Raw genomic sequence first — 26,919 nt, forward strand, 5'->3', positions numbered from 1 at the left:
GCCTCGGGGCGCGCCGCGCCACGGGCCCGATCAGACCTCAGTCCCTGCTCACGCGGCGCCTGCGCGCCACGCGTGGGCTTGCCAGAGCCGCCATGCCCGTCATCAGCAGGAGCATGGCCCAGGTCGACAAGGTGGGCACCGACGCGGGCGATCCACCGTTCACCACGGCCTGCGGATCCAGCGGGATGTTGTTGTTGGTGACATCCGTGGTGGGCTTGGGGCCAGACAGGTAATAGGTTGTCGCCTGCCCGCCTGACGGCGCTCCACTCACCCCCGTGACCGCCCCGTCCCCCGCCGACCAACTGCCCGAGGACGGAATCGCCGTGCTGGGCGAGGTGTAGCCCGCCTTGCTGACCGTGAGTGTGTAATTGCAGCCTGAAGGTGCCGCAGGCAACAGGAAGAAGGCGTAGGCACCGTCTGCCCCGGTGGTCACGGTGCTGTTCCCCGCCAGCCAGCTGGCATCGACGGCGCCACAGGCATAGCCCAAGGTCACGGTGGCGCCACTGATGGGCTGCCGCGTATTGCTGTCGTACACCGTTCCGGAGGGATCGATCGGCAGGCTCTGCTCGGTGACCACGTCGCCACCGATCTTGAGCCTGAAATTGCGCGTGCCCACATTGGCAATGACGATGTTGTCCAGGATGGACTGACCAGGGATACCGCCACCGATGACAGCGTTGCCGCTCTCCCCGCTGACGGGCGTGGTACCGTTGCCCATCCAGGGCATGAATCGAACCGCGTACACCCCGTCGGCCAGACCAGTGAAGCTGTACTGCCCATTGGCATCGGTGCTGGTGCGGGCGATGGGGCTGCCACCTTGGAGCAGGTCCACACTCCAGTTGGCGCGCCCGACCTCACCATTGTCGTAACGCCGATTGCGGTTGGCGTCGTACCACACCCGGCCCGAGATCGTGCCCGTGGGCTGCAGGGTGGGCACCGACAAGCTGCCGGTGGCACTGTTGTTGCTGGCATTGGACTCGGCGGTGCTGGTGCTCACCGTGGAGGTCACTGTCACCGCAGCCGGGGCAGCCGGAGCCGTGAAGCTCAGCACCAAGTTCACCACCTGACCGACGGCCAAGGTGGTGGGCAGATTGCAGCCAGTGATGCTACCGCCGCTGTAGGTGCACAGCACACCGTTGTTGGTGATCTGAGCCGAGCCCGCCCCTGCGCTCAGGTTCAAGGTATAGCCCACACCCGCGGCTGCCGCGGGCCCCAGGTTCTGGAAGCTGACCGGAACCAGCACCGTGCTGCCCCCATTGGCCTGGCTGGGCACTGATACGGTGGTGGTCACATCGGCCTGCGGCGTGACTGGCTGGGTCACCACGGTGGTGGTGGCGGTCGCAACGTTGTTGCCATTGTTGGCATCTGCCGAGGTCGAACTGACCGTCGAGGTCAGCGTGACCGAGCCCGATGCAGGCGCGGTGTAGCTGGCCCGCAGGGCAATTGTCTGCCCCACCGGAAGGGTGTTGGGCAGGCCGCAGCCGGTCGCGGCACCGCTGGCCAGGTTCCAGCTGCAGGCGATGCCGTTGTAGCTGAGGGCCGGCGTGCCGGTGTTGGGGAAGCCGGTGACGGCATAACCCAACCCTGCGGCGTTGTCAGCCCCCAGGTTGGTAAAGCTCACATCCACCGCCACCGTGGTGGCCGGGTAGGCTGTGGCCGGTGCCCGGATCGCGGTGGTGGGGTCGGCCTGGGTCGAAGCACGCGAGACCGACACGGTGGTCTGCATGCCGGCCTGGTTGTTGGCCGTGGGGGTTTCTCCGGGGCTGCTGGTGCCGATCAGCAATAGCGCATCCACCGCCGTGCTGCCGGCCCGATAACTCACGTTGACGGACAACTGCTGCCCCGGCACCAACGTGGTCGGCAGGGCGGTGATGGTCAACACCCCGGTCGCAACATTGAACGAACAGGTGGCGCCACCGCAACTCACCCCGCTCACCGTAGTGGACAGGGTCAGCTGGTAGGTGACCCCTTGTGCCGCCACCGACCCCTGGTTGCCAAAGCCAAGCACCAGATTGGCAATTGCACCATTGGTGACAGAACCCGGCCCGCTGATGGTGGTGTAGACATCCGGCGCGTTCACCATGGTGCTGGCGCTGGCGCAGGCCGTGGTGGGCGTGCAGGTGGTGGTCGGGTCGGTGGGCGGGCTGCTGCCCCCAGTCGGGTCCACCCCGATGTAGTTGGTGATCGAGCCCGCCGTGTTCGGTGCCGTGGCGGTGTAGCTGAAGCTGGCCGTGCCATTGACCGCCAGGCCCGCACTCAACGTGACGGTGCAACTGAAGGGCGAGGTGTAGTTGGCACAGTTCACCGTGCTGACACCACTGCCGGCTGTCACGCCGGTCACGCTCACGCCGGTCGGCAGGGCATCCTTCACCGTGGCACTGGTGCCGCTGGTGCTGCCTCCGATGTTGGTCAGCGTGATCGTGTAGGTGATGGTCCCGCCGGTCAGCACGCTGGCCGTGGCCGCTTTGTCGATCTTGAAGGCCGACGGCTGCACGATGGTGGTCGAATCGGTGGCCGTGGCACTGCTGGCCACGCCGCCCCCCGACACCGTGGTCGAATTCACCAGCGGGGTGCTGGCGTTCGAGGCAATCGACACCGACACCGTGATCGCTTCGTAGCTTGCGTTCGCTGCCAGTGCATCACTGCGCGTGCAAGTGCTGCTCACGCAAGTCCAGTTGGTGCCACTCATGCCCGTGACGGTCATGCCCGTGGGCGGCGAGTCCGTCACCGTCACCGTGCTGGCCGCGGTGCTGCTGCCACCGCTGTTCGTCACCGTGATCGTGTAGCTGCCCGTGCCGCCCGCAGTCATGCTGCCGCTGTGCGCCTTGGTGATCGACCAGGCTGCCGGCAAGGCCGCTGCCGTCACATTGGTGCTGGCGCTGGCGCAGGCGGTGGTGGGTGTGCAGGTGGTCGTCGGGTCGGCGGGCGGATTGCTGCCCCCGGTCGGATCGACGCCAATGTAGTTGGTGATCGAGCCCGCCGTGTTCGGTGCCGTGGCCGTGTAGCTGAAGCTGGCCGTGCCATTGACCGCCAGGCCCGCACTCAACGTGACGGTGCAACTGAAGGGCGAGGTGTAGTTGGCACAGTTCACCGTGCTGACACCGTTGCCAGGTGTCACGCCGGTCACACTCACGCCGGTCGGCAGGGCATCCTTCACCGTGGCACTGGTGCCGCTGGTGCTGCCTCCGATGTTGGTCAACGTGACGGTGTAGGTGATGCTGCCGCCGGTCAACACGCTGGCTGTGGCCGATTTGTCGACCTTGAAGGCCGGCGGCTGCACGATGGTGGTCGAGTCGGTGGCCGTGGCGCTGCTGGCCACACCGCCACCCGACACCGCGGTGGAGTTCACCAGCGGGGTGCTGGCGTTCGAAGCAATCGACACCGACACCGTGATCGCTGGGTAGCTGGCTGCCGCGGCCAAAGTATCGCTGCGCGTGCAGGACCAGCCGCTGTTGTTGGCGCAGGTCCAGTTGCTGCCACTCATGCCCGTGACCGTCATGCCCGCAGGCGGCGTGTCCGTCACCGTCACCGTGCTGGCCGCCGTGCTGCTGCCACCGCTGTTCGTCACCGTGATCGTGTAGCTGCCCGTGCCGCCCGCGGTCATGCTGCCGCTGTGGGTCTTGGTGATCGACCAGGCCGAGGGATGCGTGATGGTAATGGTGCCAGTCGCTGCTGCCGAATCCACGCCGTTGCTGTCTTGAACGGTATAGGTCATGGTGGTGACGCCGACCGCGTTGGAAACTGGCATGAAAGTCAGTTGGGATGCGCCACAAACCAAAGGCACTGAGGTCACTGCCACGGCATTGCAATACAGGGTGCCGTAAGTTCCAAGGGGCACCGACCGAATGGTGTAGTTGCCAAGCGTGGCTGGCGAGCTGGCGCTACCACTCATGGGCCCAATCACCTGCGCGCTCGCCACGGTGTTGCTCATCGTCGCACTGAAATTGTTGGCCACCGGCGGCGTGGTGTTGGTGACGGTCAACATCACCGAAGAGGCCAATTGCGAATTGCCTGCCGATGTCTGAAGTGCTCCAGCAGGAATCGAGATGCTGTAGCTACCCAAAGGAGTCGCCGTGAGATTGACGCTGATCGTGCAGCCCCCAGCAGGAACGGACGCGCCGTTGGCATAGGTCAATGCACCAGATCCAGCGGTCGCAGTGACAGTTCCGGCGCAGGTTTTGGACAAGCCGGGTGTGGCCGCAATGACCAAATTGCCCGGCAGCGTGGGCAGGCTGATGGTCAGCGCTGAACTGAGGGTGACGGCCGAGGCATTGCTGTTGCCCAAACTGACGGTCCAGATAGTGGTGCCACCCGGGCTGATCGCAGACAAGGACAAGGTCTGAGAGACGGTAGGCAATTGAAGCACGGTCAGGGTTGCCGATGCTGCTGCCGTGTTCGTGAGCCCCAGCGTACTGGCAACAGCACCAATGGGTACGGTGTCGACATAGGTGGCGGGTGTGTTGCTTGTCACATTGGCCACAAACGTACAACTGGCGCCAGCAGCCAGGGAGGCACCCGAAATCGCAATACTGGCACCAGAGGCAACCGCAGTGATCGCAGCACCCGAGCAGGTTGTACTGGAGTTGGGCGTCAATCCGACCGTCAACCCTGTTGGCAAGCTGTTGGTCAAAGAAACCCCAGACAGCGCTTGTGCGCTGGTATTGGTCACAGTCGTGGTCAGGGTCGTGGTGCTGCCGGATTGAATCGCCGCCGTGCCGTAGGCCACGGATACGGTCGGCGCACTGGCCACGGTCAAGGTGGCCGAGGCCGCCGTCTGGTTGGCATAGCCTTCGTAAGAACTCACCCCGCTGACAGGGATCGTGTTCACGTAGGTGCCCACACTGGCGGCCGTCACATTCACAGAAAACGTGCAATTGGCCTGAGCAGCAAGCGCGACCCCACTGATGCTGACACTGGAGCCCCCTGGCGTGGCGGTGGGCGACGTGTTGCAAGTGGTGGCCAGGTTGGGGGTCGCAGCGATCACCACGCCCACTGGAAGGCTGTCGGTGACCGACACGTTGGACAACGACAAGGTATTCAAGGTACTGACCAGCTTGACCGTTAGACGCGAGGTCTGTCCAGGCGATACCGCGGTTGGCAAAAAGCCTTTCTGCACTCCGACCCCTTGCAGGGTAGACAGGCTGGCAGAGGTTGCCGCCGAATTGCTAAGACCTTGGCTGGAGCTCACAGCCCCCGCGGCGATCGTATTGGTCAAGTTCAATGGCTTGACAGAAGTCACATTGACCGCAACGTAGCAGCTTGAGCCTGCAGTCATGTCGATGCTGGAAATGCCGAGTTGGGTGGCATCAGTGGGTGCTGAAATCACCGCGTTGGTGCAGTTTGTGGTAACGCCAGGCACAGAGTGCACCAACATCCCTGTCGGGAACACATCCGTCAAGGCGACGCCGTTAACCGTGAAGGCATTGGAATTGGTCAGATCAATGCGCAGCACCGAAGGGTTGCCACCCACGATGCTGACAGGATTGAAGGACTTGTTGATGCTCAGCGCGGTGCCAGTCAACTTGCTCAGGCTGGCCGTGGTGGAGCCCGAGTTGGTGGCCAGTTCGGCTGTGGTGATCGCGCCACTTGCCAAGGTGTAGGTCCAGGGCCCACCGGCTGTGGTGATCACATCAAATGACAGCACGCAACTGGCCCCAGCCGCCAGCGTAGCGCCTGACATCGAAAGCGACGTGCTTGCACCTGTGGCCGTGATCGTGGGGTTGCCTGCACAGGTGCTGCTTGCGCGTGGCGCACTGGCCAGCACAAACGCATTGGCGCCGGTTTGCATGGCTGGGCTCAATGACAGGTTGGTGAAAGGCACGGAGCCTGCATTGGTCACGGTAATCGACAATCGTGACGTGCCCCCCAGCGACGTACTGCTGGGGCTGAAAGCCGCGGCCGCAGTGAGCGAGTTAGAAGCCGATGCGGTCACGGTAGTGGTGTTGTAAGCCCCTTCAGCGGAGGTGATGCCCCCACTGGTGTTGCTGCCCGCGATGGTGTTGGTCCAACTGGAGCCACTGGTCATGCGCACATCAAAAGACAACGTGCAACTGCCTGCGGCCGCCAGCACGCCACCGGACATGCTGACCGATGTCCCGCCCGCGGGTGCGGTCACGCTGGCGCCAGCGCCACAGGTGCTGCTCACGTTGGGTGAGTTGGAGACCACAAAGGCATTCGCCCCCGTCTGCATGGGATCCGTCAGCGACAGGTTGGTCAGCGCCATGGTGCTGCCATTGGTGATGGTGATAGTGACCCGGCTGATGCCGTTCACACCGACCGAGCTCGGACTGAACTGTTTGGACGCACTGATGGCACTGTTGACCCTGACACCCGTGGATGCAACCACTACGGCACTGTTGGACAGCCCCTGGTCGTTGGTCACGTTGTTGGCCGCAATGGTGGCGTTCAGCCGCGACACCATACTGATCACCGACGATGTCACAGTGATCTGAACATAACAGGTGTTGCTGCTGTTGGCGGGCACAGTGAGACCAGACACAGAAAAGCTGCTTGCCCCAGCCACGGCGGTCAGCACAGGTGTCGATCCTGTGCACCCGGTGCTGGTGATGGAGAGCGGCGAGGCGATACTGAGGTTGGCGTCCAACACATCGGTGAAGGCCGTGTTGGTGATGGCACTGGCGGTCGGATTGTTGAAGGCCACCTTGAGCGTGGTTGTGCCACCTTGCGTGATGTTGGTGGGCGAGAAAGACTGGGACACCGTCATCGATGCCTTGGCCGTGGCCACCGCCGAGGCCGAACTGGGGTTGGTCAGTGAATTGGAATTGCTGTCGGTGGCGGTGACTGCGGTACTGGCTGGCAAGGTGTTGGTAAAAACATCCCCACATTGGCCGCGGCGGGCATGGTGGCATTCAGGGTGATTGTGCAGGTACCCGCCGAAGTGCCACTGCCTGCGGCCACAGATCCCCCAGTCCACGTAGCCCCTGATGCACCTGATGCCGCTGAAAAAGTGCCCCCGGAACATCCCGCACCCAATGCACTGCCTGACGACAACACCATTTGGTTCGCCGTGACGGCTGGAAGGTTGTCGGTCAAATTGACATTGCTCAACGCCCCGCCTGACCAATTGGTGATGGTGATGGTGTACGAGATCGCCTGACCGGCATAAGGATTGCTCGAAGAAACCGACTTGGAGACCGTGAGGCCCGAGGCGGCGGTCAAACTTGTGGAGGATGAGGGAACCTTGAGGTTTGTCGGGCTGACGGCCGCATTGCTCATCAGGGTGCTGGGCGTGGCGGTGGCAGAGGTACTGGACAGAGTACCGGCTGCATTCATCGAAACCCCTGCAGTGATCGTGCAATGCCCGCTGGGCCCGGCAACCGCATTGGCCAAAGTCAGAACGCTGGCCCCTGCCGTCGCAGTCAATGTTCCGTTGCTGGCCCCGGCGCCTGTGCAACTCACGTTGGGCGCAATGCCGGCATTGAACACGAGCCCTGCGGCCAGGTTGTCAGTGAAGTTGGTGATATTGAGCGCATTGGCGCTCGAACCATTGGTGATGGTCAGCGTCAATGTCACTGCCTGCCCAGCCCGCACCGTGCCACCAGCATTGTTGGACTGCGAAACTGACACCGGATCGTTGAGATTCAACGTACTACTGAAAGCGTTGCTACCGAGGCCTCGTGCATTGCCAATGCCGTTGGATGCGACCGAACCGGTCACTGACCCGCCGCCCGACGTCACTGGCGCCTTCAGACCCACGCTGAAACTGCAGCTCCCACCTCCCGCGATGGTTCCGCCTGTCAATGTGATGCTGGTGTCACCCGCCACGACAGATGAGCCAGCGCCACCGGGCGAGCTCAAGGTGGCCCCAGAGCACGTGGTTGAAGCCGATGGCGTCGCTGCGATTGCCATACCTGCTGGCAATGTATGGGTCAGGCTTGTCAGTGGCAAGCTGACACTGGCATTGGGATTGTTCAACGTGATGGTGAGTGTGGTTCCTTCACCGACATAAACCGTTGAGGGCGAGTAGGCCAACGTGCCGGTCGGATTCGTCAATGTACTGACGGCGAGCGTCGCGCTTGCGGCGGTGGCATTGGTCACCGTGCTGCCGTTGTCCGAAGCCGAAAAGCCTGGCGTGTTTCCACCTGCAGTGAAGCCATTGCTCGGCCCGTTGGCGGGAATGGTGGAGGTGTGATTGCCGGTGCTCACCGAGTTCACCGCCACAGCGAACGTACACGATCCGTCAGGCCCCCCAGAGGTTGCCATGGGCACCGTGCCACCAGACAAGATCACAGCCGTCCCATTGGCTGGCGCACTGACCGCTGTAAAACCACACCCATTGTTCGCATTGGGGACGGAGGCGATGGTGACCCCAGAGGCCAGGTTGAGGGTGACCGCGGCGCTGTTCAACGAGTTCAAGGAACTGTTGAACAACGTGACCGCCATGGTCGAGGGGTCCCCGGGGTTGATCGTCGCCGGGCTGAAAGAAAGATTGATCGTCGCAGTTGCAAAGCTCAAAGACGGAAGGCAAGCCAACAGCGCGAACCAGATCCGCCATCCCCAACGATTACTCTTCATGAACTTCAACCTTGATGACATGCCATTTTTATCATCCACCTTTGACAAAGATGGAGAATCATAAATATCAATTAAGTGATAATAATCACTTCAGACATGTTGAATCAACAAATATTTACAATATTGACTCAGATCAATGATTTTCAGATCGAAAACACGATGGTGAATCCTTGTTTTTTGATATTTTTGATACCAATTCGATCTACTTGAATCAACTGACTTGCTTGGTCACAGCAACCTGCGATATCAATACCGTGAGCGAGAACTGGCCACAGGCCAATCAGCGGGCCCAACACGCTGTGAACCCAAAAGTGGCCCTGCACCAGCAATCGGCATGCAGGACTTCCAATGCTCCCCTCTCACCTGCAGCGGCACAAAGCAGAACATTGACGCGCAAACAGACGACGGCTCGGGGCTCACCCCATGACGCGCTGACCGGCGTGTTCAATGCCCGGGCGTACCAGGCCCAAAGCCAGGCCCTGATCCAGACCGGCGCCGACGCTGGACGAGGCTACTCCGTGCTGTTCGTGGACCTGGACCACTTCAAGCGCGTCAACGACCAACACGGCCACGCGGCAGGCGACAAAGTGCTTCAGGTCGCCGCCAGGGCATTGCAAAAAGGGGTTCGACACAATGATGTCGTGGGCCGCATCGGCGGCGAGGAGTTCGGGGTGCTGCTGCCGCAGACCGACCTGAGCCAGGCCCTGCGGGTGGCCGAGCACCTGCGGCTCAGCATCGAGCAGTTGGCGATCGACGTGGGCGGGCATTCGCTGCAGATCACAGCCAGCATTGGCGTGGCGCACAGCCCGGATGGCCGCCTCGACTTGCCAAGCCTGCAGCAGCGCGCCGACAGCGCCATGTACCAGGCCAAGGCCGCCGGTCGAAACCGGGTCACCTGCCTGCCCTGAGGCAAGCACCCGAGGCGCCACAACGTCATTCGGATTTCCGAACGCCTGCGGGCCAACAGGTTCGGGAAACCGACCATAGCCGCCATGCCGGCTTGAAATTCTCCTTTCAAATCAAGCCTCTCCGCTCAGGCAAAGACTGGCACGCTCCGTGCAAAACAGAAGGCGGCTGCGCCTGGCGTGGCCCTGGATTTCCTGGAGACAAGAACTGATCCGACTCGCGCCAAGCCCCTGCAGAGGGGCTGGCGTGGGCTGGGTGGGGCCCGGTCGCCAGGGATTTCTACCCCTCCGGACGACAGATCGCATCCATCGGAAAACAACATGAAACTCAATCGCTTGACCACCCTGGTCATCCTGGCCATGGTCCTGGGCGTGCTGGTCGGCTACGCCTGCCATGAATTCGCTCCCAGCCCCGAAGCCGCGAAAGACATCGCGGGCTACTTCAGCATCCTGACCGACATCTTTCTGCGCATGATCAAGATGATCATTGCGCCACTGGTCTTTGCCACGCTGGCTGCCGGGTTGGCCAACATGGGCGACTCCAAAGCCGTGGGCCGCATTGGCACCCGCGCTGTGGGTTGGTTCCTGGGGGCCTCGCTGATGTCCCTGCTGCTGGGTCTGGTGATCGCCAACCTGCTCCAGCCCGGGGCTGCCTTGAGCGTGCCGCTGCCCGACGTGGGCACCAGCACCCAGCTCAAGACCGGGTCGCTCAACCTGAAAGAGTTCATCACCCAGGTGTTCCCCAAGAGCATCGTCGAATCGATGGCCAGCAACTCGATCTTGCAGATCCTGGTGTTCTCGCTGTTCTTCGGCCTGGCACTGGGCCACCTGCACAACCAGGCCGCCCGCTCGCTGGTGGCCACCCTCGATGAGGTGGTGCATGTGATGCTCAAGGTCACGGACTATGTGATGCGTTTCGCCCCCGTGGGCGTGTTCGGTGCCGTGGCCGGGGCCATCACCACCCAGGGCATCGGCATGCTGAGCGTGTTCGGCCGTTTCATGCTGAGCTTCTACCTGGCTCTGGGTTGCCTGTGGCTGGTGCTGATCGGCGCCGGCTTCCTGGTGCTGGGCCGCGATGTGTTCCGCCTGGTCAAGCTGGTGCGCACACCGATGCTGATCGGCTTCTCGACCGCCAGCAGCGAATCGGTCTACCCCAAGTTGATGGAGCAGCTCGAGAAGTTTGGCGTGAGCCCGCGCGTGACCGGCTTTGTGCTGCCGCTGGGCTATTCGTTCAACCTCGACGGCTCGATGATCTACACCACCTTTGCGGCGATTTTCATCTCCCAGGCCTACGGCATCGACATGCCGCTGAGCGCTCAGATCACCATGCTGCTGGTGCTGATGGTGTCGAGCAAGGGCATTGCCGGTGTGCCGCGGGCCTCGCTCGTGGTGGTGGCGGCCGTGCTGCCGATGTTCAAGCTGCCTGAGGCAGGTGTGCTGCTAATTCTGGGCATCGACCACTTTCTGGACATGGGCCGCACCATGACCAACGTGCTGGGCAATGCCATTGCGACGGCTGTGGTGGCCAAATGGGAAGGCGCCATCTCGCCCGTCGATCCGGCCCTGGCCGAGGCTGAAGAAGCCCTGCCGGTGGAAGGCGACGACAGCGCCGTGGCCGCCCGAGCCTGAGGACCCCCCAGCCCCCTGGGGGCTGGCGGCGCTGCTACCATCCCCGTCTGCCGCCCATGCCTCCACGCCTGTCCCCACGTCTTTCAAAGCGCCTCGTCAGCCCACCCCTCACACGCCACCTGCCGCGTGTACTGCGCTTCGCCCCCATTGTCTTGCTGCTGTTGGCCCTGATGGGCCTGAGCAGCCTGGGCGCGTATCAGATGGCGCAACGCCTGGGCCTGGCCGAGATGCAGACCACCGGGCTGCACCGGCTCGATCTGTATGCCGCCAGTCTGGAGCGCGAGATCGGCAAATACGCTTTCCTTCCGGGCACCCTGGAGCTGCAAGCCGACGTGCTGGACTTGCTGGCCCATCCCGCCGGTCAGAAATCGCCAGGCCGGGTCAATGCCTACCTGGAGCAGCTCAACGACCGCGCAGGCACCCTGGCCATCTACGTGATCAACCCCCAGGGCCAGGTGCTGGCCACCAGCAACTGGCGCCGTGCCGACAGCTACCTGGGCGAAAACCTGTCGTTCCGCCCGTATTTCCGCGATGCGGTGGCCAACGGCAGCGGCCGTTTCTTCGGCATCGGCACCACCCGCGGTGAGCCCGGCTACTACCTGGCCTCCACCCTGGTGGACCCGCGTGGCACCCAGGGCGTTGCCGTGATCAAGGTCAGCCTGGACCAGTTGGAGCAGTCCTGGACCACGGTGGAGGCGCCAGTCATGGTCAGCGACGAGAACGGCGTCGTCATCCTGGGCTCGGTGCCCGACTGGAAGTTCACCACCCTGCGTCCGCTCGACGAAGCCACGGCCAAAGCCTTCGATCAGACCCAGCAGTACAACCGTCGCGCCCTGAAGCCCCTGGGCCTGCGTGAACTGCGCGAGCTGGAACACGGCGCCCGCCTGGTCAGCATCGCCAAGGAGCGCCCCGAGATGGTCTCGGTCTACCCCGTGGCGGGGCGCTTTCTGGCGCAGTCCAGGGCCCTGCCCGGCACGCCCTGGACCTTGACCGTGCTGTCGCACCTGGAGCAGGTGGATGAGATTGCCCAAAGCCGTGCCCTGATCGCCTTGATCGGTGCGGCCCTGTTGTTTGTGCTGGGCCTGATGCTCAATGAGCGCCGCCGCCACCTGAAAGACCGGCTGGCCGCGCGCGAGGCCTTGCAGGCCGCCCACGACGAGCTAGAGCGCAAGGTAGACCAGCGCACCGCCGACCTGTGGGCCAGCAACCACCGGTTGCAGGCTGAGGTGACCGAGCGCACCCGCACCGAAGCCAACCTGCGCGCCGCCCAGGACGAACTGGTGCAGGCCGGCAAGCTGGCCGCGATCGGTCAGTTGTCCACCGGGATCGCGCACGAGCTGAACCAGCCCCTGACCGCCCTGCGCACCCTCTCGGGCAACAGCCTGCGATTTCTGGAGCGGGGCGACCTGGCCACCACCCGAACCAATCTCGAACGCATGGCCCAGTTGGCCGACCGCATGGGCCGCATCACCGGACAACTGCGCTCGTTTGCCCACAAGTCGCCTGCGACCAGCCGCCCCGTGCCGCTGGATCAGGCGCTGGACAATGCCCTGGCCGTGCTGGAGGGCCGGATCACCGAAAGCCGCGCCGACATCGTGCGCGCGGCCAACAGCCCCTGCCCTGTGGCGCTGTGCGACGGCAACCGGCTGGAGCAGGTGCTGATCAACCTGATCGGCAATGCGCTGGACGCGGTGCATCCGCCCCAGCGCCCCCGCATCGAGATCGCCTGCAGCCAGGAGGCCGACCGGGTGCGCGTGCGTGTACGCGACCACGGCCCCGGGCTGGCCGACGCCGCGCAGGCCCACCTGTTCGAGCCCTTCTTCACCACCAAAGAGGCCGGCGTCGGTCTGGGACTGGGCCTGGCCCTGTCGGCCGGCATCGTGCGCGAGTTCCAGGGAAGCCTCAGCGGCGCCAACCACCCCGACGGCGGCGCCCTGTTCACGCTGGAGCTTCCAAGAGCCCTCGACGTGCCAACCGACCCACCGAGCCCACCCCATGACTGACGCCCTCAAAGTTCTGATCATTGAAGACGACCCCGACATCGTGCTGGGCTGCGAGCAGGCGCTGCAACTCGAAGGCATCGCCTGCGACAGCGTGGGCAGTGCCGAGGCGGCACGCAAGCGTCTGGGGGCCGACTTTGCGGGCATCGTGGTCAGCGACATCCGCCTGCCACGCTGCGACGGGCTCACCTTCATGCGCGAGCTGATGGCCCTGGACCCCGAATTGCCCGTGGTGCTGATCACCGGCCATGGCGACATCGCCATGGCGGTGCAGGCCATGAAGGACGGCGCCCACGACTTCATCCAGAAGCCCTTCGCCCCCGAGTACCTGGTGGGTGCCGTGCGCCGTGCCCTGGAGAAACGCCGCCTGGTGCTGGAGGTGCGCGAGTTGCGGCGCCAACTGGCCCAGCGCGACACCATCGAAGGCCAGTTGCTGGGCCAGGCGCCCGGCATGCAGCGCGTGCGCCAGCGGTTGGCGGGCCTGGCCAGCAGCGCGGCCGATGTGCTGATCCAGGGCGAGACCGGCACCGGCAAAGAGCTGGTGGCGCGCTGCCTGCACGAGGCCAGCGCGCGCCGGCAGGGCCACTTTGTGGCCATCAACTGCGGCGGCCTGCCCGACACCCTGTTTGACAGCGAAATGTTCGGCCACGAGGCAGGTGCCTACACCGGCGCTGCCAAGAAACGCATCGGCAAGATCGAACACGCCAACGGCGGCACCTTGTTCCTCGACGAGATCGAGAGCATGCCCCTGGGCATGCAGATCAAGCTGCTGCGCGTGCTGCAGGAGCGCACCCTGGAGCGCCTGGGCTCCAACACCCTGATCCCGATCGACTGCCGCGTGATCGCCGCCACCAAGACCGACCTGCTGGCCCTGTCGGACCAAGGCGGCTTTCGGGCCGACCTGTACTACCGCCTGAGCGTGGCCACCCTGCCGCTGCCGCCGCTGCGTGAACGGCGCGAAGACATCCCCTTGTTGTTCGAGCACTTTGCGCTGCAGGGCGCCGCCCGCCACCAGCGCACCGCCCCCGAGACCAGCGCCGAGCGCATGCGCCAGCTCATGGCCTACCACTGGCCCGGCAATGTGCGTGAACTGCGCAACGTGGCCGAGCGCTGCGTACTGGGCATCGAAGGGGGGTCGCCCCCGTTTTCAGAGGCAACCGGCCCCGCCCCCGCGCAAGCGCTGGCCAGCACGGTCGAGGCCTTTGAACGCGCCCTCATTGCCGATGCCCTGCGCCGCCATGGCGGCAGCCTCGCGCGCAGCGCCGAGGCCCTGGGCGTGGCCAAGACCACGCTGCACGACAAAATCCGCAAGCACGGGCTGGATCAGGGCAGCACCTGAGCCTTTGCGGACCAGGTTGAGGGTGGGCCACCGGGCTGGGCCCGGTGGTACCAAGCCGCGCTTGCGTCTTGGATCAGAAAGATTCCCAGTCTTCGTTGCCACCCGCCGCCGACTTGGCCGAGCTGGTCAAGGCCGGACTGGCCGACTTGCCCAGGGTGGGCCGACTCGGTGCAGCGGCCTTGGTCAGGGGCGCCATTGCCGGCGCCTTGCCGAACTGGCGCGAAGGCAGTGGCGCCGGGTTGGCCTGCCCCAGGCGGGCGGGCTGCCCAGTGATCTTGAACACCGACACCAGTTCGGCCAGTCGCTGCGACTGGTTCTTCAGGCTGTCGGCAGCGGCCGCACTTTCTTCGACCAGGGCCGCGTTCTGCTGCGTCACCTGATCGAGCTGGTTCACCGCATCGCCAATCTGGCTGATGCCACTGCTTTGCTCCATCGAGGCGCTGGAGATCTCGCTGATCAACGCGCTCACGCGCTTCACCTGGGTCACGATGCCCTCCATGCTTTGGCCGGCCTCGTCTACCAGCGTGGTGCCGGCCTCCACCTTTTCGACACTGGCGCCGATCAGGGTCTTGATCTCTTTGGCTGCCTCGGCCGAACGCCCGGCCAGGCTGCGCACCTCGCTGGCCACCACGGCAAAGCCGCGGCCTTGCTCTCCGGCCCGGGCCGCTTCCACCGCCGCGTTCAGCGCCAGGATGTTGGTCTGAAAGGCAATCCCGTCGATCACACCGATGATGTCCGAGATCTTCTTCGAGGATGCCGAGATGTCCTGCATGGTCGCTACCACCCGGCCCACCACGGCACCCCCCTGTTCCGCGGCTTGGGTGGCTTCCGACGCCAGCCGGTTGGCCTGCTGGGCTGTGTCGGCATTGGTCTTGACCGTGCTGTTGAGCTCCTCCATCGAGGCCGCCGTCTCTTCGAGGTTGCTGGCCTGCTGCTCGGTGCGCTGGCTGAGGTCGGCATTGCCGGTGGCGATTTCTGCCGAACCGGTGGCGATGCTGTCGCTGCTCAGGCGCACTTGGCCCACGATGTCTGCCAGGCGTTCATTCATGTGCTGCAGGGCCCGCAGCAGATCAGCCGCCTCGTCGCGGCCCTGGATTTCGAAGTTGGAGGTCAGGTCACCATCGGCGACGGCTTCAGCCACAGCCACCCCGGCACTCAAGGGAACCGTGATCGATCGAGTGACCAGCAGCGCCAACACCACCCCCAGAACCAGCGCACCGACGATCACCGTCGCGGACAGGTACAGGGATTGCGCATAACTGGCCGCCGCAGCAGCATTGGCATCGCGCCCACCGGCCACGTTCAGCTCGAGCAGCCGCTCCATGGCCGCCTGTGCGTCGTTGAACGTGGTCGACACCAGGCCCCCAGCCAGCACACGTGTCGCGGCCAGTGTGGCTTCGCCTCCGTCAGAAGATTCGAGCATGTTGTCTTCAGCACTGCGGTAGCGGGCCCATTTGGCACGCATGTCTTCGTATAGTGACTTTTCTTCGGGCGAGGCAATCAGCGCCTCGTATTGGGTGAAAAGCTTTGGCAACGTGACATTGATCGTCTCCTGATGACGCTTGCGCAAGGCCTTTTTTTCGTCTGCGGCCTCTGCGATCACATGGCGCAGGGCCACGCGGCGGACTGCGTCCAAGCTTGAGCGCACCTCACCCAGCACCCTGACACTGGGCAGCCAGTTGGTACCCAGGTCATTGGCATAAAAGTTCGCCCGGTTCATCTGGTAGACACCAAAGGCGCCGAGCAAGGTCAGCAGCAACAGCACCGCGGCAAATGCCAAGCCCAGGCGGGCACCGATCTTCAATTGTCTCAACGCATTCATGCTGGCCTCCGTCATGCCAATGGATTGTTTAAAAAATCATTTGTCATCATAGCCACAAAACAATGATTGGCAAGCATTGTTATCATTTAATTTGATTTAAACGACATTTAAATCTCAAATTCGTCGCAAAACAAGGGGCGACTTCAAAGATTCATTGCTTTAAATGCTTTATTTGCTGTATTTGTTCTTTTATAGAACATGCACCTTGTCACTCATGGATCTTGAACGCTTGACGATCAGCAAGGCTCAGGGCGAGCGACGATCAACACCTCAGGCACTTGTGGCACCCTAGCGCCCATGACATCCCCCGCCCACCTCTACCTCGCCGGTTTCGACGTATTCCGTCCTGACGCAGCTCGGCACGGGATCGCCCTGCAGCAGCAGTGCCGTCAGCACGGCTTTGTGGGGCACTACCCGACAGACCCAAGCCCGCCCGCCGACCTGGCGGGCGCGGCCCTCGCCCACTGGATCCTGCAAAGCAACTTGGCCGCGATCCGGCAAGCTGACGCCGTGATGGCCAACCTCAACCCTTTCCGCGGCCTGGAGCCCGACTCGGGCACGGTGTTCGAAGTGGGCTATGCCCACGCGCTGGGCAAGCCCGTGTGGGCCTATGTGGACGATGACCGCCCCTTGCCGCAGCGTGTCCCCCATGAGCTGAGACAAGACGGGCGTCGGTTCGACACACAGGGCTACCAGGTGGAAGATTTCGGCCTGCCCCTCAACCTGATGCTGGCCTGCAGCGTGCGACTGGTGCGGGGCAATGCAGCCACCTGCCTGCAGGCCATGGCCGCGGACTGGGGCAACCGGCCCGGTTGAAGCCACCGCAATGAAAATGGGGCCTGCGCTCATCGCGCTTTGCCGCAGGACGGGTTCAAGCCACGCCATCGAAGGGCCTGCGCTGAGCAGCGCCCCGAGGCTGCGGGCGATTTCGGGCCACCTCGGGCAACCACGGGCATGTGCGCATCGACAGTGGGCGCAGCCCGGGCTAGGCTGGCGGCCGCCTTCAACACCCTCACTCGACGCCCTCAGTTAGTGACTCACAGCCCTCGCACCGATTGCCATGAAACGCCAACCCCAACCCTCAGCCGACACGGTCCACCACACCGCCCTGAACCAGGCCCTGCACCGCGCCGAAACCCTGGCCAGCCAGTTCGCCACCACCGCGGCCGCACGCGATCAGGCCGGAGGCACCCCCAAGGCCGAGCGCGATGCACTGCGCGCCAGCGGTCTGCTCGCCCTGTCGGTGGCCCCCGAACTCGGCGGCCTGGGCGCCGACTGGCGCACCACGCTGGGTGTGGTGCGACGGCTGGCCCAGGTCGACAGCTCGCTGGCCCACGTGTTCGGCTTTCACCACCTGATGCTGGCCACCGTGCGCCTGTTCGCCGAGCCCGCCCAATGGCAGCCCTGGTTGACCGATACCGTGCAACATCGCTGGTTCTGGGGCAATGCCTTGAACCCGCTGGACAAACGCACCACGGTACAGCACCACGACGGCTGGCATGTGTTCTCAGGGCGCAAGAGCTTTTGCTCGGGCTCGGCCGACTCTGACATGCTGATCGCCTCGGCCCTGGACGAGGCCACCGGCAAGCTGTTGATCGCCGCCGTGCCCACCACGCGCCCCGGCATCACCCTGCATGGCGACTGGGACAACATGGGCCAGCGTCAGACCGACAGCGGCAGCGTCACCTTCGACCAGGTCCGGGTGGAAGAGCGCGAGTTGCTGCTCAAGCCTGGCCCGCTCAGCACCCCCCAGGCCTGCCTGCGCCCCCTGCTGGCGCAGCTGATCTTCAGCCACATGTTCCTCGGAGTGGCCGAGGGGGCATTTGAGGAAGCACGCCGCTTCACCCGCACCGAGTCGAGGCCCTGGTTCAAGTCGGGGGTCAGCGAGGCCGGCCAGGACCCTTATGTGCTGGCCCATTACGGCGAGTTCTGGGTCGGCCTGGAAAGCAGCCGCCTGCTGGTCGAACGGGCCGCCGCTCTGTTCGATGCGGCCTGGCAGCAGGGCGACCAGCTCACGGCCGAGCAGCGTGGCCAGGTGGCCGTGGCCGTATCCACCGCCAAGGTAGCCAGCAGCCGCTACGGCCTGGACCTGAGCAGCCGCCTGTTCGAGGTGACAGGCGCCCGCGCCACCCACGGCGCCCTGCGCCTGGACCGCTTCTGGCGCAACCTGCGCACCCAGAGCCTGCACGACCCGATCGACTACAAGCTCAATGAGCTGGGCCAGTGGGCCCTCCATGAGCAAGCGCCGGCGCCCAGCTTCTATTCCTGAGGCCATCCAAGATGGCGGTCCGCTCAGCGTGTTGCGCCAGCGGACCGGTTGGGCTCCCGCGGAACTCTCCTGGGCTCGACACCGCCCCCCTGTGCGCTGCGATGAAGACCTTGCCCCACCCGGGTGACCTATTGCGGCCGCCACCGAAGGCCGCAGATGCCATCAGGGGTACAAGACGCGGTGCCACAACGACCTTCTGCCCAGGCAGACTCGGCTGCTGAATGAGGTCGTCGGTCTTGGAACACCGTTGGGATCCGGGTGGCCTTGGTTCCGGCACCGTCACGGACACTGGGCCCTACAGTTCACGCTGCGCCTACTTCGGACCCCTGCCATGCCCCAACGAATTGACCTGCGCAACGACATTGCAGCCATCACGGACTCACCCCTGGCACGTTTCAGCGATCTGCAACCTTGGGAACTGACGGCCGCAGCAGCACCCATCGTCGCGAATCTGCTGGTGGCGCTGCCAGCCGACGACTACCTGATTCAGGGGCAGATCGCCATCCACCGCAGCGCTACCATTGAGCCAGGCGCCACGCTCAAGGGTCCCCTGATTGTGGGGGCCCGCTGCTTCGTGGCCTCAGGGGCCTATTTGCGAGGGGGCAACTGGCTGGACCGAGACTGTTGCATCGGCCCTGGCGCCGAGTTGAAGTCTTCGTTCATCTTTGCGCATACCCACCTGGCGCACTTCAATTTTGTGGGCGACTCCGTGCTGGGATCGGGTGTGAACCTGGAGGCCGGCAGCATCATCTGCAACCACCGCAACGAACGGCCCGGGCGTGAACTGCGAGTGCGGCTGGGCTCAACATTGCACTTGCTGCCGCAAAGCAAATTCGGTGCCCTGGTGGGCGATGGCGCCCAGATCGGTGCCAACTCAGTGCTCGCGCCCGGCACACTGCTCGGACCTGGCGCCGTGATACAGCGAGGCGCCCTGTGCGATCAGGAACTGACAGAACCACACTGACCAACGGGCACCATTCGGAGCGCTTGTAAGCCGCGACTCAGAGACAGACCCCGAGCCGCGTGCAAAGCCATTGGAAGGTATCCCCTTCCAGCATGGCGAACCGGAACACCCGGTGCTCACCCGGCATAACCTGCTGGGCGATGGGTTCAGCCAGCGCCAGTCCGTTCTCGCTGTTGGTCAGCATCACAAAGCCGTCACCGCTTGCGGGGCGGGCCATCACAAAAGCCCGGTAGCCTGGGTTGTTGCCCCAATGCCAAAGCGTGAACCCCTCCGCCGAGCGCTCCAGGCCCCAGCCCAGACCCCAGGCCAGGTTCAGGTGGCGGTCCACCTCGACGGGCGAGGCAAGCGAGGTGACGAGCAGGGGTTGATCGTTGAGCAGTGCCACGAGAAATCGAGCGTAGTCTGCCGCACTGGTGTAAAGCGTGAACGCCGCAAACGGCGTGGTCAGCTTCAAGGTTTTGCGGGGCGAACCGTTGGCCTTGGTGCCGGGCAGGAAGTCGGGGGCCATCGCCTCATCCCAGGCATAGGCACTGTGCTGCATGCCCAACGGCACAAACACCTGCTCGTTCATGAAGAGGTCCAGGGCTTGGCCGGTGATGGCTTCGACCGCCCGCTGTAACAGCACAAAGCCCTCACCTGAGTAAGACCAGCGCGCGCCCGGCTCGGCCTCGAAACGCAGCGGCCCGGAGGCCCAGTTGGGCAAGCCCGTGGTGTGTTGGAGTGCCTGGCGCGCCGTGAGCCCCTGAATGCGCACATCGGTGACCCATTCCGAGGGCTCCGCCTTCAGCGGCTGATATCGGTGGCGGTAGCCCTGCGGCAGGTAACGCATGAGGGGAGCATCCAAATCCAGCCGCCCCTGTTGCACCAGCTTCAGCACTGCATAGGCAAACACAGGTTTGCCCAGCGAAGCAGCCTGAAAGAGGGTGTCAGCCCGCACGCCCTGTGAGGCGTCGCAGGTGCTGGCCGTGTCCACGCGATCAAGCTGCCGGTTCCGGATCTGCGCCAGCGCGACTGCGCACACGTGGCTGCGAGCGGCCCATTCATTCAAGTGCCCCGACAGGGACTGAACCTGCGACGCATCTGGGCCCGGGGCAGCGCATCCTGCCAGGGTCAACGCAATGGCCCCTGCCAGACCTGCCGGGCAGCGCCGCCCGAACCGCAAGGCTGAAGCCCATGACAGAGTGAGGGTTGACGGCACAGGATTCCTTTTTGAGCACAACAGTGGCAACCGGTCAGTCTTCCAGGGCCCGCAGCACCCGCCCCAGCACATCGGTAAAGCGGTCTGGCCGCTCTGCCAGCCAGTCGTGCAGGCGATGGCCCGCGCCCTGCAAGCGCATCAACTCGACACTTTGAGCCTGGTCGGCCCGGCTGAGGTACTGCTGCTGAACCGCCTCGGGGATTACGTCGTCCTCGGTGCCAAATACCAGCAACAAACGCCCGGTAAACCGCCCCAGGGCCTCGTAGGCAGGCGACGAATCAAACGATGTCGTGGCGCGCAGGGCGCCCTGGAAAGCAGGCCCAAAAGGCAGGCGCTGAGCCACCGCCGCGTAGGCCGCCGGGCAGAACAGCACCAGGGCCCGAGGTGCCAGGGCGTCGATCAATGTGCAGGCCACATGGCCCCCCATGCTGCTGCCCAGCAGCGCCACCGGAGGCTGCAGGCCCAGGTGGCCGGCCACCGCCAGTGCCTGCTCGGCGCGGTGTGCCAGGCAGGAGCCGACGAGCTGCCCGCCGCTTTCGCCGTGGCCGGCAAAGTCGAACGCCGCGCAGGTGTGGCCGTGGGCGGCCAGCGCAGACAGCAACGGCCGAAAGCCCCGGCGCGACGACGTTCCGCCCCCATGCAGGGCCAGGATGCGCGGCGCCTTGGCCGCCTGGCCAGGATGATGCACGCTGCCGCGCAGCTCGGTGCCATGCAGCGCCAGTTCGAATTGGGTGGTGTGGACCATGTCAGGTGGCTTGATCGTCAGCAAGGCCGGACAGCGCGGCCGCCACCGACTCTAACCGCGTCCGCTGAGCCACCCCGCTCTGAAGCCCCGCACGCGATACGCCCCCATGGATAATCGGCTGGAGCCCCTCGGCCCGAAGGTTGCGTCGCCCCCAATCCCATCCACCCGCTAACGCCCACAGCAAGCCCCATCACCATGCCGCCCAAGTCCACACCTCTTCGCTACCTGAGCGCCCTGGCGCTGATTGCAGCCGGCTGCGCCTTCGGTCCTGCCCGGGCCGACAGCCTGGCCTCGTCGGCCTCCAGCGCCGGCTCTTCGGCCAGTGGCAGCGTGTCGGATTCGTTGCATGGCTCCAGCAACAGCTCGGCCGACAGTTCACGCGATGGCCGGCAGGTGGCCAATGGCGACTACCGCATCCTGGCGCTGGCCCCGGTGCCGGAGCGCCCCGGCAAGCTGCGCCTGACGCTGCAATGGCAGCCTGCCTTGCCGACAGCCCAGGTCACGGCGGCGGCCGACCCGACCCTGCTGATGCTGGACTTGCCGGCCGACGTGGTGCGCCAGCAAGACCTGGGCGCGGGCGGCACCGTGCATGCCGAGCAGCGCGTCTATGGCATTGAGTTCAGCCGTACCGAAACCCGGCAAGCCTTCTTTCTGGTGCTGGCCGACGACTGGCACGACGACCTGGCCGCCCGCCCTGTCATCGGGCTGTGAAGCCGCGGGTGATCCGGGGCCTGCTGGCGGGCCTGGCACTCGCCGGCGCCTGGGCCACGGCACAGGCTGCCGGATGGGCGTCGTCGTCATTTTGTGAGCGCAACCCCACGCTGAGCGCTGGCGAGCAGGACACCCTGCTGCGTTTTGCAGGTGTGTTGCGGGCCGAACTCGACGCCACCGGCGAAGACACGGTGCTGATCAGCCGCTCGGGCCTGGATCTGTCCGAGTTCGGGCTGCGCTACTCGCACGCCGGGGTGGCCTTGCGTGACCGCGACACCGGCGTGTGGCGCGTGCGCCAGCTCTACTACGCCTGCGACGAACAGGCCCCACGCCTGTACGACCAAGGGCTGGCAGGTTTTGTGATGGGATCCGAGCGGCCGCAGCGGGGCTATCTGTCCATCGTGCGCCTGCCACCTGATGCCGCCCGGGCCTTGCGCGCGGCCGCCCTCGACACGCCTGCAGCCCTGCAACTGCTGGCCGGCCGCTACAGCGCCAATGCCTATGCCTGGAGCCTGCGCTACCAAAACTGCAACCAATGGGTCCTGGAGCTGATGGCCCTGGCCTGGGGTGCCCTGCCCCCTGGCCCCGATCTGCGCGCCCAGGCTCAGCAATGGCTGCGCCAGGCCGGCTACGCCCCCGCCCCCGTGCCCGTGCCCTCGCATTGGCTGATGTTTGCCGCCAGCTTTGTGCCGCTGGTGCACCTGGACGACCACCCCGAAGACGACCGCTACGCCTTGCGACTGAAGGTCAGCGTCCCGGCCACCTTGGAGGCCTTTGTCCGGGCCCGGTGGCCCGACAGCCAGCGCCTGGAGCTGTGCCATGACAGCCAGCAGGCCGTGGTGCACGGGGGCTGGGCCCTGGTGGACGAAGCCTGCCGTGCCGGACCGGCAGATCGCCAGCAAGCGCTGCAGTGAAGGCCTGTGCTGGCCGAGTCCGGTCAGGGGGCATGGCGCAGGCGCCAACGCCCCAGGCTCAAAGTTGCTATAAACCGCCAGGCCACCAGCCCTGTTGAGGCGCAAAGACTGCGCCCGACAGGGTTGCCCCCACTGGCCTTGGCCCTGCAACCCACCTGGACCCCCATGACAACAAAGCACCCCATCCCCTCGGCCCTGATGATGGCCGTTCTGCTGGCCAGCACAGCGGCATCGGCTGCTCCCCCCACTGCCGACGAGGTGGTCAGCACGATGGAGAAGCTCAATGGCGTCACGCCGGGCGCCCGGCGCAATCACATTCAGGGCCTTTGTGCCACGGGCAGCTTTGTGGGTGCACCGGCGGTGCAGGCCTACTCGCGCTCGGCGCTGTTCAGCGGCCAGCCCGTGCCCGTGGTGGCCCGCTTCTCGCTCGCAGGTGGCAACCCCAACACCCCCGACTCGGCGAAATCACCGCGAGGGCTGGCCGTCGAGTTTCGCCTGCCGGGCGGCAGCCTGCAGCACTTCACCATGCTCAACGTGCCGGTCTTCAGCGCGGCCACGCCACAGACCTTCCAGGATGCCCTGTTGGCCAACCTGCCCGACCCGGCGACCGGCAAGCCCGACCCCGCCAAGCAGCAGGCCTTTCGTGACAACCACCCTGACGCCAAGCCCCTGGCCGCCTTCATGGCCAGCCACAACCCGCCTGTGAGCTACGCCCAGAGTGACTTCTACAGCGTGCACACTTTCAAGTTTGTGAGCGCCAAAGACCAGACCACCCTGGTGCGCTGGCGCTTTGACCCCGAAGCCGGTGTCAGCCGCTGGAGCGACGAAGCCCTGAAGACGGCTCCGGCCCGCTTCCTGGATGAAGACCTGCTGAGCCGCGTGAAGGCCGGGCCCCTGCGCTGGAACATGGTGGTGACGCTGGGCGAGGCCGGCGACGAGCAGAACAACCCCACCGTGTATTGGCCCGCCGAACGCCGCCAGATGCAGGCGGGCGTGCTGACCCTGACGGCCGCCACGCCACAAGCCGGGGCCGAATGCGAAAAGATCAACTTCGACCCCCTGGTCATCGCCGAGGGCATGGCCCCCACTGAAGACCCGGTGCTGCTGTTTCGCTCGCCGGCCTATGCCGCCTCGTTCGTCAAGCGGTTGACCGGACGCTGAGCCCGCGGCTCACACCGCGTCTGGCTTGCCAATGGCTTTCAGCACGGCCGGGCCAATGATGCGGTGCATGGGGGTGACCGGAAGCATGTAAAGCTTGCCCAGCAGGTTGTGCACATGCACCACGGTGGTCACGGTGACGGTGCTCGGCCCTCCGGCCGGGTCGGCGGCCCGATGCACCGACAGGGTCACGTCCAGATGCTTGTCCTGGTCACCCAGCAGCACCTCGTCGGGGGTGTTGCGGATCAGGGTGAATATGCCGACACGCTCACCCACGGCATACGCTGATCCGGGCTTGGCGGGGTCCAGTCGCGACAAGGCGCCCAGGTCTTTCAGGCCCAGCAGGGCCACCACCCGGTTGCGCAGCACCATCAGGGTGTCAACCCAGCGCGGTGTGTGCCGCAAAGCCTGCAGAAAATGGTCCAGCGCGGTGGCCTGGCTGGGCCCCACGGCAATGGCGTTGGCATCGTGAAAATAGGCCCCGGGCAGCAAGGGGCTGATCAGGCTACCAGCGGGCGCTTCGCAGGTGTAGGGGCGTGAGGGCATGGGGGTCATCGGGTGAGGGCTGATCGGCTGGGCCAAGCAAGGCGCTCAGGGCTTGTCGCTGAGCATCTGCAATTTGGCGAGCAGTTCGGTCACGCTGAAGGGCTTGGCGATGTACTCGTCGGCTCCCGCCATGAGCCCATCAAACTGATCCATCAACTGGGCCTTGGCGCTCAACATGAGAATCTTGCAGCTGTGGCTGGTGTCAGCCCGGATCACCTTGCAGACCTCCAGGCCGTCCAGCCCACCGGGCATCATCACGTCGAGCAACACCACATCGGGTTTGTGCTCGTGGTATTGATCCAGGCCACTGCGTCCGTTCACAGCCTCGATCACCTCGCAGTCCATGAAATCGAGCGCCATCACGATCAGCTGCCTGACAGAGGGGTTGTCTTCGATGATCAGGATTTTCATGCGCCTGCCTTGCCTGAGATGAATGTCTAGGGACGTCAGCTTATCAGCCAAACCGGGGCCTTCAGCAAAGCCCGGCCAAGTCAGGCCGCGGTCAGACGCAACAGGCTAAGGTCACGCCACTTCATGAAGGACCGCCGATCGTGCCCACAGAACCTCGATACGACGCAAGGCCTGGCCTGCAGGCCGAGCGCCCCTGGCACCCCCTGCCCGGGGCCACCAGCGATCCCGGCGAATCGCTTTGCTGGGTTTGGCTGAAAGTGCTGGCCGTGGGCTTTCTGCTGGCCACGGCCGTGGGGCTGATCGGGCTGACGCTCGACATCCTCTGTGTCTGAAGCGCTCCCCAAAGGGCGCTCAGACCAATGAGCGTTCCTTCAGGTGACGTCAGCGGCACACCGGCAGCATCAGGCCCCCCATCGAGCAGGCGCATCGAACAAGCCCAGCCGACCAAGAGGCCGCCCGACCGGCGGCTGTTCGAGGCCATCAAGGGCCGTGCCCAGGCGATGACCGGGGCGCGGCCCACTGACAGATCCTGACCCAGTTCGGTCAGAGGCCGGGGCGCAAGCCTTGGTCGCGGAACTTTGTAAAGATGAACTCGTCTACCTTGAGCGGTGCCGAGATCGGCCCGCCCTGCGGCCCCTCAGCCTCAGGTGATGAAGACCTCTCAGGGAGAAAATACAAAGTGAAGCACTTCAACAACTTTCGTCGGCCCCTGCTGACCCTTTCCATCGTGGCCCTTCTTGGATTGTCAGCCTGTGGCGGCGGTGGGCTGGATGCCCTGGTCGGCGGCACGATGTCGGGACTGCCAACGGGCCAGCAGCTCGTGCTGCAAAACAATGGTGCCGACGACCTGACGCTGACCCAGAACGGCGACTTCCGCTTTGCCACGGAGCTCAAGGCCAACGCCAGCTACAGCGTCACCATCAAGACCGCCCCCACCGGCGTGAGGTGCCAAGTCACCAATGGCAGCGGCAAGATCAACAACGTGGGCTCTTCGGTCCAGAACATCAAGGTCAGTTGCGACACCGGCCCCTCCATCGGCGGCACCCTGACCGGGCTGCAAAGCGGCTACAGCGTGATCTTGAGCACCAACGGCATGTCGGTGGTACTGGCACAGAACGGCGACTTCAGGTTCGCCAATTCGCTGCCCAACGGCACCAACTACAACGTGGTGGTGGCACAGCAACCCCTGGTGGGCAACTGCCTGGTCAGCAACCCGACGGGCGTCACCGCCACCAACAAGCTTTCGCTGGTCAGCGTGAGCTGCCAGTGAGCATGGCCACCCCGGTGCGGTTCAGGTAGACAAGATCCCACTCGGACTCTTCCACCAGCTCAAAGCCATGCCGCTGGTAGAAGTGGTTCGAGCGGCTGCCTCGCAACGCCGTCACCTTGACCGGCAGGCCCTGGGCCGCAGCCTGCCTCAACACATCGACCACCACTGCGGCCCCCAGGCCCCGACCTTGGTGATCGGGGTGCACGTACAGGTGATCGAGCAGCAGGTGCTGCGGTTCAAGCCGCAGCACCACCACACCGACCCTGCGCCCCCCCACCATCAGGTGACGAGTGCACTCAGGCGAAAAATGCTCAAGAAAGCGGGCCCGGGCCCGCACGGGGTCAAACCGACCCAAGGCCTCCAGGCTGGCTTGCATGGCCGCGATGCGCAGGGCGACCAGTTCCTCGGCATCGCCGAGGCGGGCGGGTTCGTAGTGAAGTGTCATGGCAGGCCTGGAGCATACGGCCCCGGGCTTGGCTGGGGGCAAGCCCTTGCACAGCTGG

At 64.8% G+C, this 26,919-nt stretch carries 20 protein-coding genes and 1 pseudogene; 12 read left to right on the forward strand and 9 right to left on the reverse strand.

The window, feature by feature from the left end; translation table 11 throughout:
* Positions 1-37: 37 nt before the first annotated feature.
* The 3 genes and pseudogenes from AC3WUT_RS05105 to AC3WUT_RS05115 all read right to left on the reverse strand — a co-directional run.
* On the reverse strand, positions 38-6,820 hold the full coding sequence (locus tag AC3WUT_RS05105; protein ID WP_492345988.1) for a DUF7933 domain-containing protein: 6,783 nt from the start codon (positions 6,818-6,820) through the stop codon (positions 38-40).
* Complete coding sequence (locus AC3WUT_RS05110; RefSeq protein WP_492346167.1) at positions 6,769-8,166, reverse strand: beta strand repeat-containing protein; 1,398 nt, start codon at positions 8,164-8,166, stop codon at positions 6,769-6,771. Before AC3WUT_RS05110 ends, AC3WUT_RS05105 begins: the two co-directional genes overlap by 52 nt.
* A 30-nt stretch (positions 8,167-8,196) precedes the next feature.
* Positions 8,197-8,556 (reverse strand): annotated as a pseudogene (locus tag AC3WUT_RS05115) (DUF7933 domain-containing protein); the annotation flags it as partial.
* A 365-nt stretch (positions 8,557-8,921) separates the two neighbouring features.
* On the opposite strand from AC3WUT_RS05115, the gene AC3WUT_RS05120 reads away from it, so the two are divergent.
* The 4 genes from AC3WUT_RS05120 (at position 8,922) to AC3WUT_RS05135 (ending at position 14,408) form a co-directional block, all read left to right on the forward strand.
* Positions 8,922-9,443, forward strand: coding sequence for a GGDEF domain-containing protein (locus tag AC3WUT_RS05120; protein WP_492345989.1), 522 nt, complete (start codon positions 8,922-8,924; stop codon positions 9,441-9,443).
* A 318-nt stretch (positions 9,444-9,761) separates the two neighbouring features.
* Positions 9,762-11,069, forward strand: coding sequence for a dicarboxylate/amino acid:cation symporter (locus tag AC3WUT_RS05125; protein WP_492345990.1), 1,308 nt, complete (start codon positions 9,762-9,764; stop codon positions 11,067-11,069).
* Between the two features lie 170 nt (positions 11,070-11,239).
* Positions 11,240-13,072 (forward strand): sensor histidine kinase, encoded by a 1,833-nt coding sequence (locus AC3WUT_RS05130; RefSeq protein WP_492346168.1) that lies wholly within the window; start codon positions 11,240-11,242, stop codon positions 13,070-13,072.
* Positions 13,065-14,408: a sigma-54-dependent transcriptional regulator gene (locus AC3WUT_RS05135; RefSeq protein ID WP_492345991.1), complete on the forward strand. Its 1,344-nt coding sequence runs from the start codon at positions 13,065-13,067 to the stop codon at positions 14,406-14,408. Before AC3WUT_RS05130 ends, AC3WUT_RS05135 begins: the two co-directional genes overlap by 8 nt.
* Positions 14,409-14,481: 73 nt before the next feature.
* Here AC3WUT_RS05135 and AC3WUT_RS05140 read toward each other — a convergent pair whose 3' ends face one another.
* Complete coding sequence (locus AC3WUT_RS05140) at positions 14,482-16,230, reverse strand: methyl-accepting chemotaxis protein (RefSeq protein WP_492345992.1); 1,749 nt, start codon at positions 16,228-16,230, stop codon at positions 14,482-14,484.
* 297 nt (positions 16,231-16,527) lie between these two features.
* On the opposite strand from AC3WUT_RS05140, the gene AC3WUT_RS05145 reads away from it, so the two are divergent.
* The 3 genes from AC3WUT_RS05145 (at position 16,528) to AC3WUT_RS05155 (ending at position 19,463) form a co-directional block, all read left to right on the forward strand.
* Positions 16,528-17,046, forward strand: a complete 519-nt coding sequence (locus tag AC3WUT_RS05145) for a nucleoside 2-deoxyribosyltransferase (protein ID WP_492345993.1) — start codon at positions 16,528-16,530, stop codon at positions 17,044-17,046.
* A 244-nt stretch (positions 17,047-17,290) separates the two neighbouring features.
* On the forward strand, positions 17,291-18,499 hold the full coding sequence (locus AC3WUT_RS05150) for an acyl-CoA dehydrogenase family protein (protein WP_492345994.1): 1,209 nt from the start codon (positions 17,291-17,293) through the stop codon (positions 18,497-18,499).
* Positions 18,500-18,830: 331 nt separating this feature from the next.
* The gene (locus AC3WUT_RS05155) at positions 18,831-19,463 is read left to right on the forward strand and encodes an LbetaH domain-containing protein (protein ID WP_492345995.1); all 633 of its coding nucleotides are present in this window, start codon (positions 18,831-18,833) and stop codon (positions 19,461-19,463) included.
* Positions 19,464-19,500: 37 nt separating this feature from the next.
* Here AC3WUT_RS05155 and AC3WUT_RS05160 read toward each other — a convergent pair whose 3' ends face one another.
* Complete coding sequence (locus AC3WUT_RS05160) at positions 19,501-20,436, reverse strand: serine hydrolase domain-containing protein (RefSeq protein WP_492345996.1); 936 nt, start codon at positions 20,434-20,436, stop codon at positions 19,501-19,503.
* A 259-nt stretch (positions 20,437-20,695) separates the two neighbouring features.
* The gene (locus AC3WUT_RS05165; protein ID WP_492345997.1) at positions 20,696-21,406 is read right to left on the reverse strand and encodes an alpha/beta fold hydrolase; all 711 of its coding nucleotides are present in this window, start codon (positions 21,404-21,406) and stop codon (positions 20,696-20,698) included.
* Between the two features lie 195 nt (positions 21,407-21,601).
* On the opposite strand from AC3WUT_RS05165, the gene AC3WUT_RS05170 reads away from it, so the two are divergent.
* The 3 genes from AC3WUT_RS05170 (at position 21,602) to AC3WUT_RS05180 (ending at position 24,192) form a co-directional block, all read left to right on the forward strand.
* Positions 21,602-22,117 carry a hypothetical protein gene (locus AC3WUT_RS05170; RefSeq protein WP_492345998.1) on the forward strand — a complete coding sequence of 172 codons (516 nt, stop codon included), beginning with the start codon at positions 21,602-21,604 and terminating at the stop codon, positions 22,115-22,117.
* Between the two features lie 8 nt (positions 22,118-22,125).
* Entirely contained in the window at positions 22,126-23,031 is a 906-nt protein-coding gene (locus AC3WUT_RS05175; RefSeq protein ID WP_492345999.1) for a DUF2145 domain-containing protein, read from the forward strand.
* Between the two features lie 165 nt (positions 23,032-23,196).
* A complete protein-coding gene (locus tag AC3WUT_RS05180) occupies positions 23,197-24,192 on the forward strand; it encodes a catalase family peroxidase (RefSeq protein ID WP_492346000.1) in 996 nt (331 codons plus the stop codon).
* Between the two features lie 9 nt (positions 24,193-24,201).
* On the opposite strand, the gene AC3WUT_RS05185 is transcribed toward AC3WUT_RS05180, so the two are convergent.
* Both AC3WUT_RS05185 and AC3WUT_RS05190 read right to left on the reverse strand, forming a co-directional pair.
* Complete coding sequence (locus AC3WUT_RS05185) at positions 24,202-24,735, reverse strand: DUF2867 domain-containing protein (RefSeq protein WP_492346001.1); 534 nt, start codon at positions 24,733-24,735, stop codon at positions 24,202-24,204.
* Between the two features lie 45 nt (positions 24,736-24,780).
* Entirely contained in the window at positions 24,781-25,146 is a 366-nt protein-coding gene (locus AC3WUT_RS05190) for a response regulator transcription factor (protein ID WP_492346002.1), read from the reverse strand.
* A gap of 140 nt (positions 25,147-25,286) precedes the next feature.
* Here AC3WUT_RS05190 and AC3WUT_RS05195 point away from each other — a divergent pair, with 140 nt between their 5' ends.
* Positions 25,287-25,478, forward strand: a complete 192-nt coding sequence (locus AC3WUT_RS05195) for a hypothetical protein (RefSeq protein WP_492346003.1) — start codon at positions 25,287-25,289, stop codon at positions 25,476-25,478.
* Positions 25,479-25,732: 254 nt separating this feature from the next.
* Positions 25,733-26,416, forward strand: coding sequence for a hypothetical protein (locus AC3WUT_RS05200; protein WP_492346004.1), 684 nt, complete (start codon positions 25,733-25,735; stop codon positions 26,414-26,416).
* On the opposite strand, the gene AC3WUT_RS05205 is transcribed toward AC3WUT_RS05200, so the two are convergent.
* Positions 26,397-26,861: a GNAT family N-acetyltransferase gene (locus AC3WUT_RS05205; RefSeq protein WP_492346005.1), complete on the reverse strand. Its 465-nt coding sequence runs from the start codon at positions 26,859-26,861 to the stop codon at positions 26,397-26,399. The genes AC3WUT_RS05200 and AC3WUT_RS05205 overlap by 20 nt on opposite strands.
* Positions 26,862-26,919 lie beyond the last annotated feature (58 nt).

The sequence above is a fragment of the Curvibacter sp. EU05-FHT14A10 genome, from assembly GCF_058791075.1.

Excerpts from the sequence above, each read along its gene's own strand:
- AC3WUT_RS05135 (WP_492345991.1), top strand. The coding sequence starts at position 13,065 with ATGACTGACGCCCTCAAAGTTCTGATCATTGAAGACGACCCCGACATC.
- AC3WUT_RS05165 (WP_492345997.1), bottom strand. The coding sequence starts at position 21,406 with ATGGTCCACACCACCCAATTCGAACTGGCGCTGCATGGCACCGAGCTG.
- AC3WUT_RS05180 (WP_492346000.1), top strand. The coding sequence starts at position 23,197 with ATGACAACAAAGCACCCCATCCCCTCGGCCCTGATGATGGCCGTTCTG.
- AC3WUT_RS05190 (WP_492346002.1), bottom strand. The coding sequence starts at position 25,146 with ATGAAAATCCTGATCATCGAAGACAACCCCTCTGTCAGGCAGCTGATC.
- AC3WUT_RS05200 (WP_492346004.1), top strand. The coding sequence starts at position 25,733 with ATGAACTCGTCTACCTTGAGCGGTGCCGAGATCGGCCCGCCCTGCGGC.
- AC3WUT_RS05185 (WP_492346001.1), bottom strand. The coding sequence starts at position 24,735 with ATGCCCTCACGCCCCTACACCTGCGAAGCGCCCGCTGGTAGCCTGATC.
- AC3WUT_RS05145 (WP_492345993.1), top strand. The coding sequence starts at position 16,528 with ATGACATCCCCCGCCCACCTCTACCTCGCCGGTTTCGACGTATTCCGT.
- AC3WUT_RS05130 (WP_492346168.1), top strand. The coding sequence starts at position 11,240 with ATGGGCCTGAGCAGCCTGGGCGCGTATCAGATGGCGCAACGCCTGGGC.
- AC3WUT_RS05140 (WP_492345992.1), bottom strand. The coding sequence starts at position 16,230 with ATGAATGCGTTGAGACAATTGAAGATCGGTGCCCGCCTGGGCTTGGCA.
- AC3WUT_RS05205 (WP_492346005.1), bottom strand. The coding sequence starts at position 26,861 with ATGACACTTCACTACGAACCCGCCCGCCTCGGCGATGCCGAGGAACTG.
- AC3WUT_RS05170 (WP_492345998.1), top strand. The coding sequence starts at position 21,602 with ATGCCGCCCAAGTCCACACCTCTTCGCTACCTGAGCGCCCTGGCGCTG.
- AC3WUT_RS05125 (WP_492345990.1), top strand. The coding sequence starts at position 9,762 with ATGAAACTCAATCGCTTGACCACCCTGGTCATCCTGGCCATGGTCCTG.
- AC3WUT_RS05155 (WP_492345995.1), top strand. The coding sequence starts at position 18,831 with ATGCCCCAACGAATTGACCTGCGCAACGACATTGCAGCCATCACGGAC.
- AC3WUT_RS05150 (WP_492345994.1), top strand. The coding sequence starts at position 17,291 with ATGAAACGCCAACCCCAACCCTCAGCCGACACGGTCCACCACACCGCC.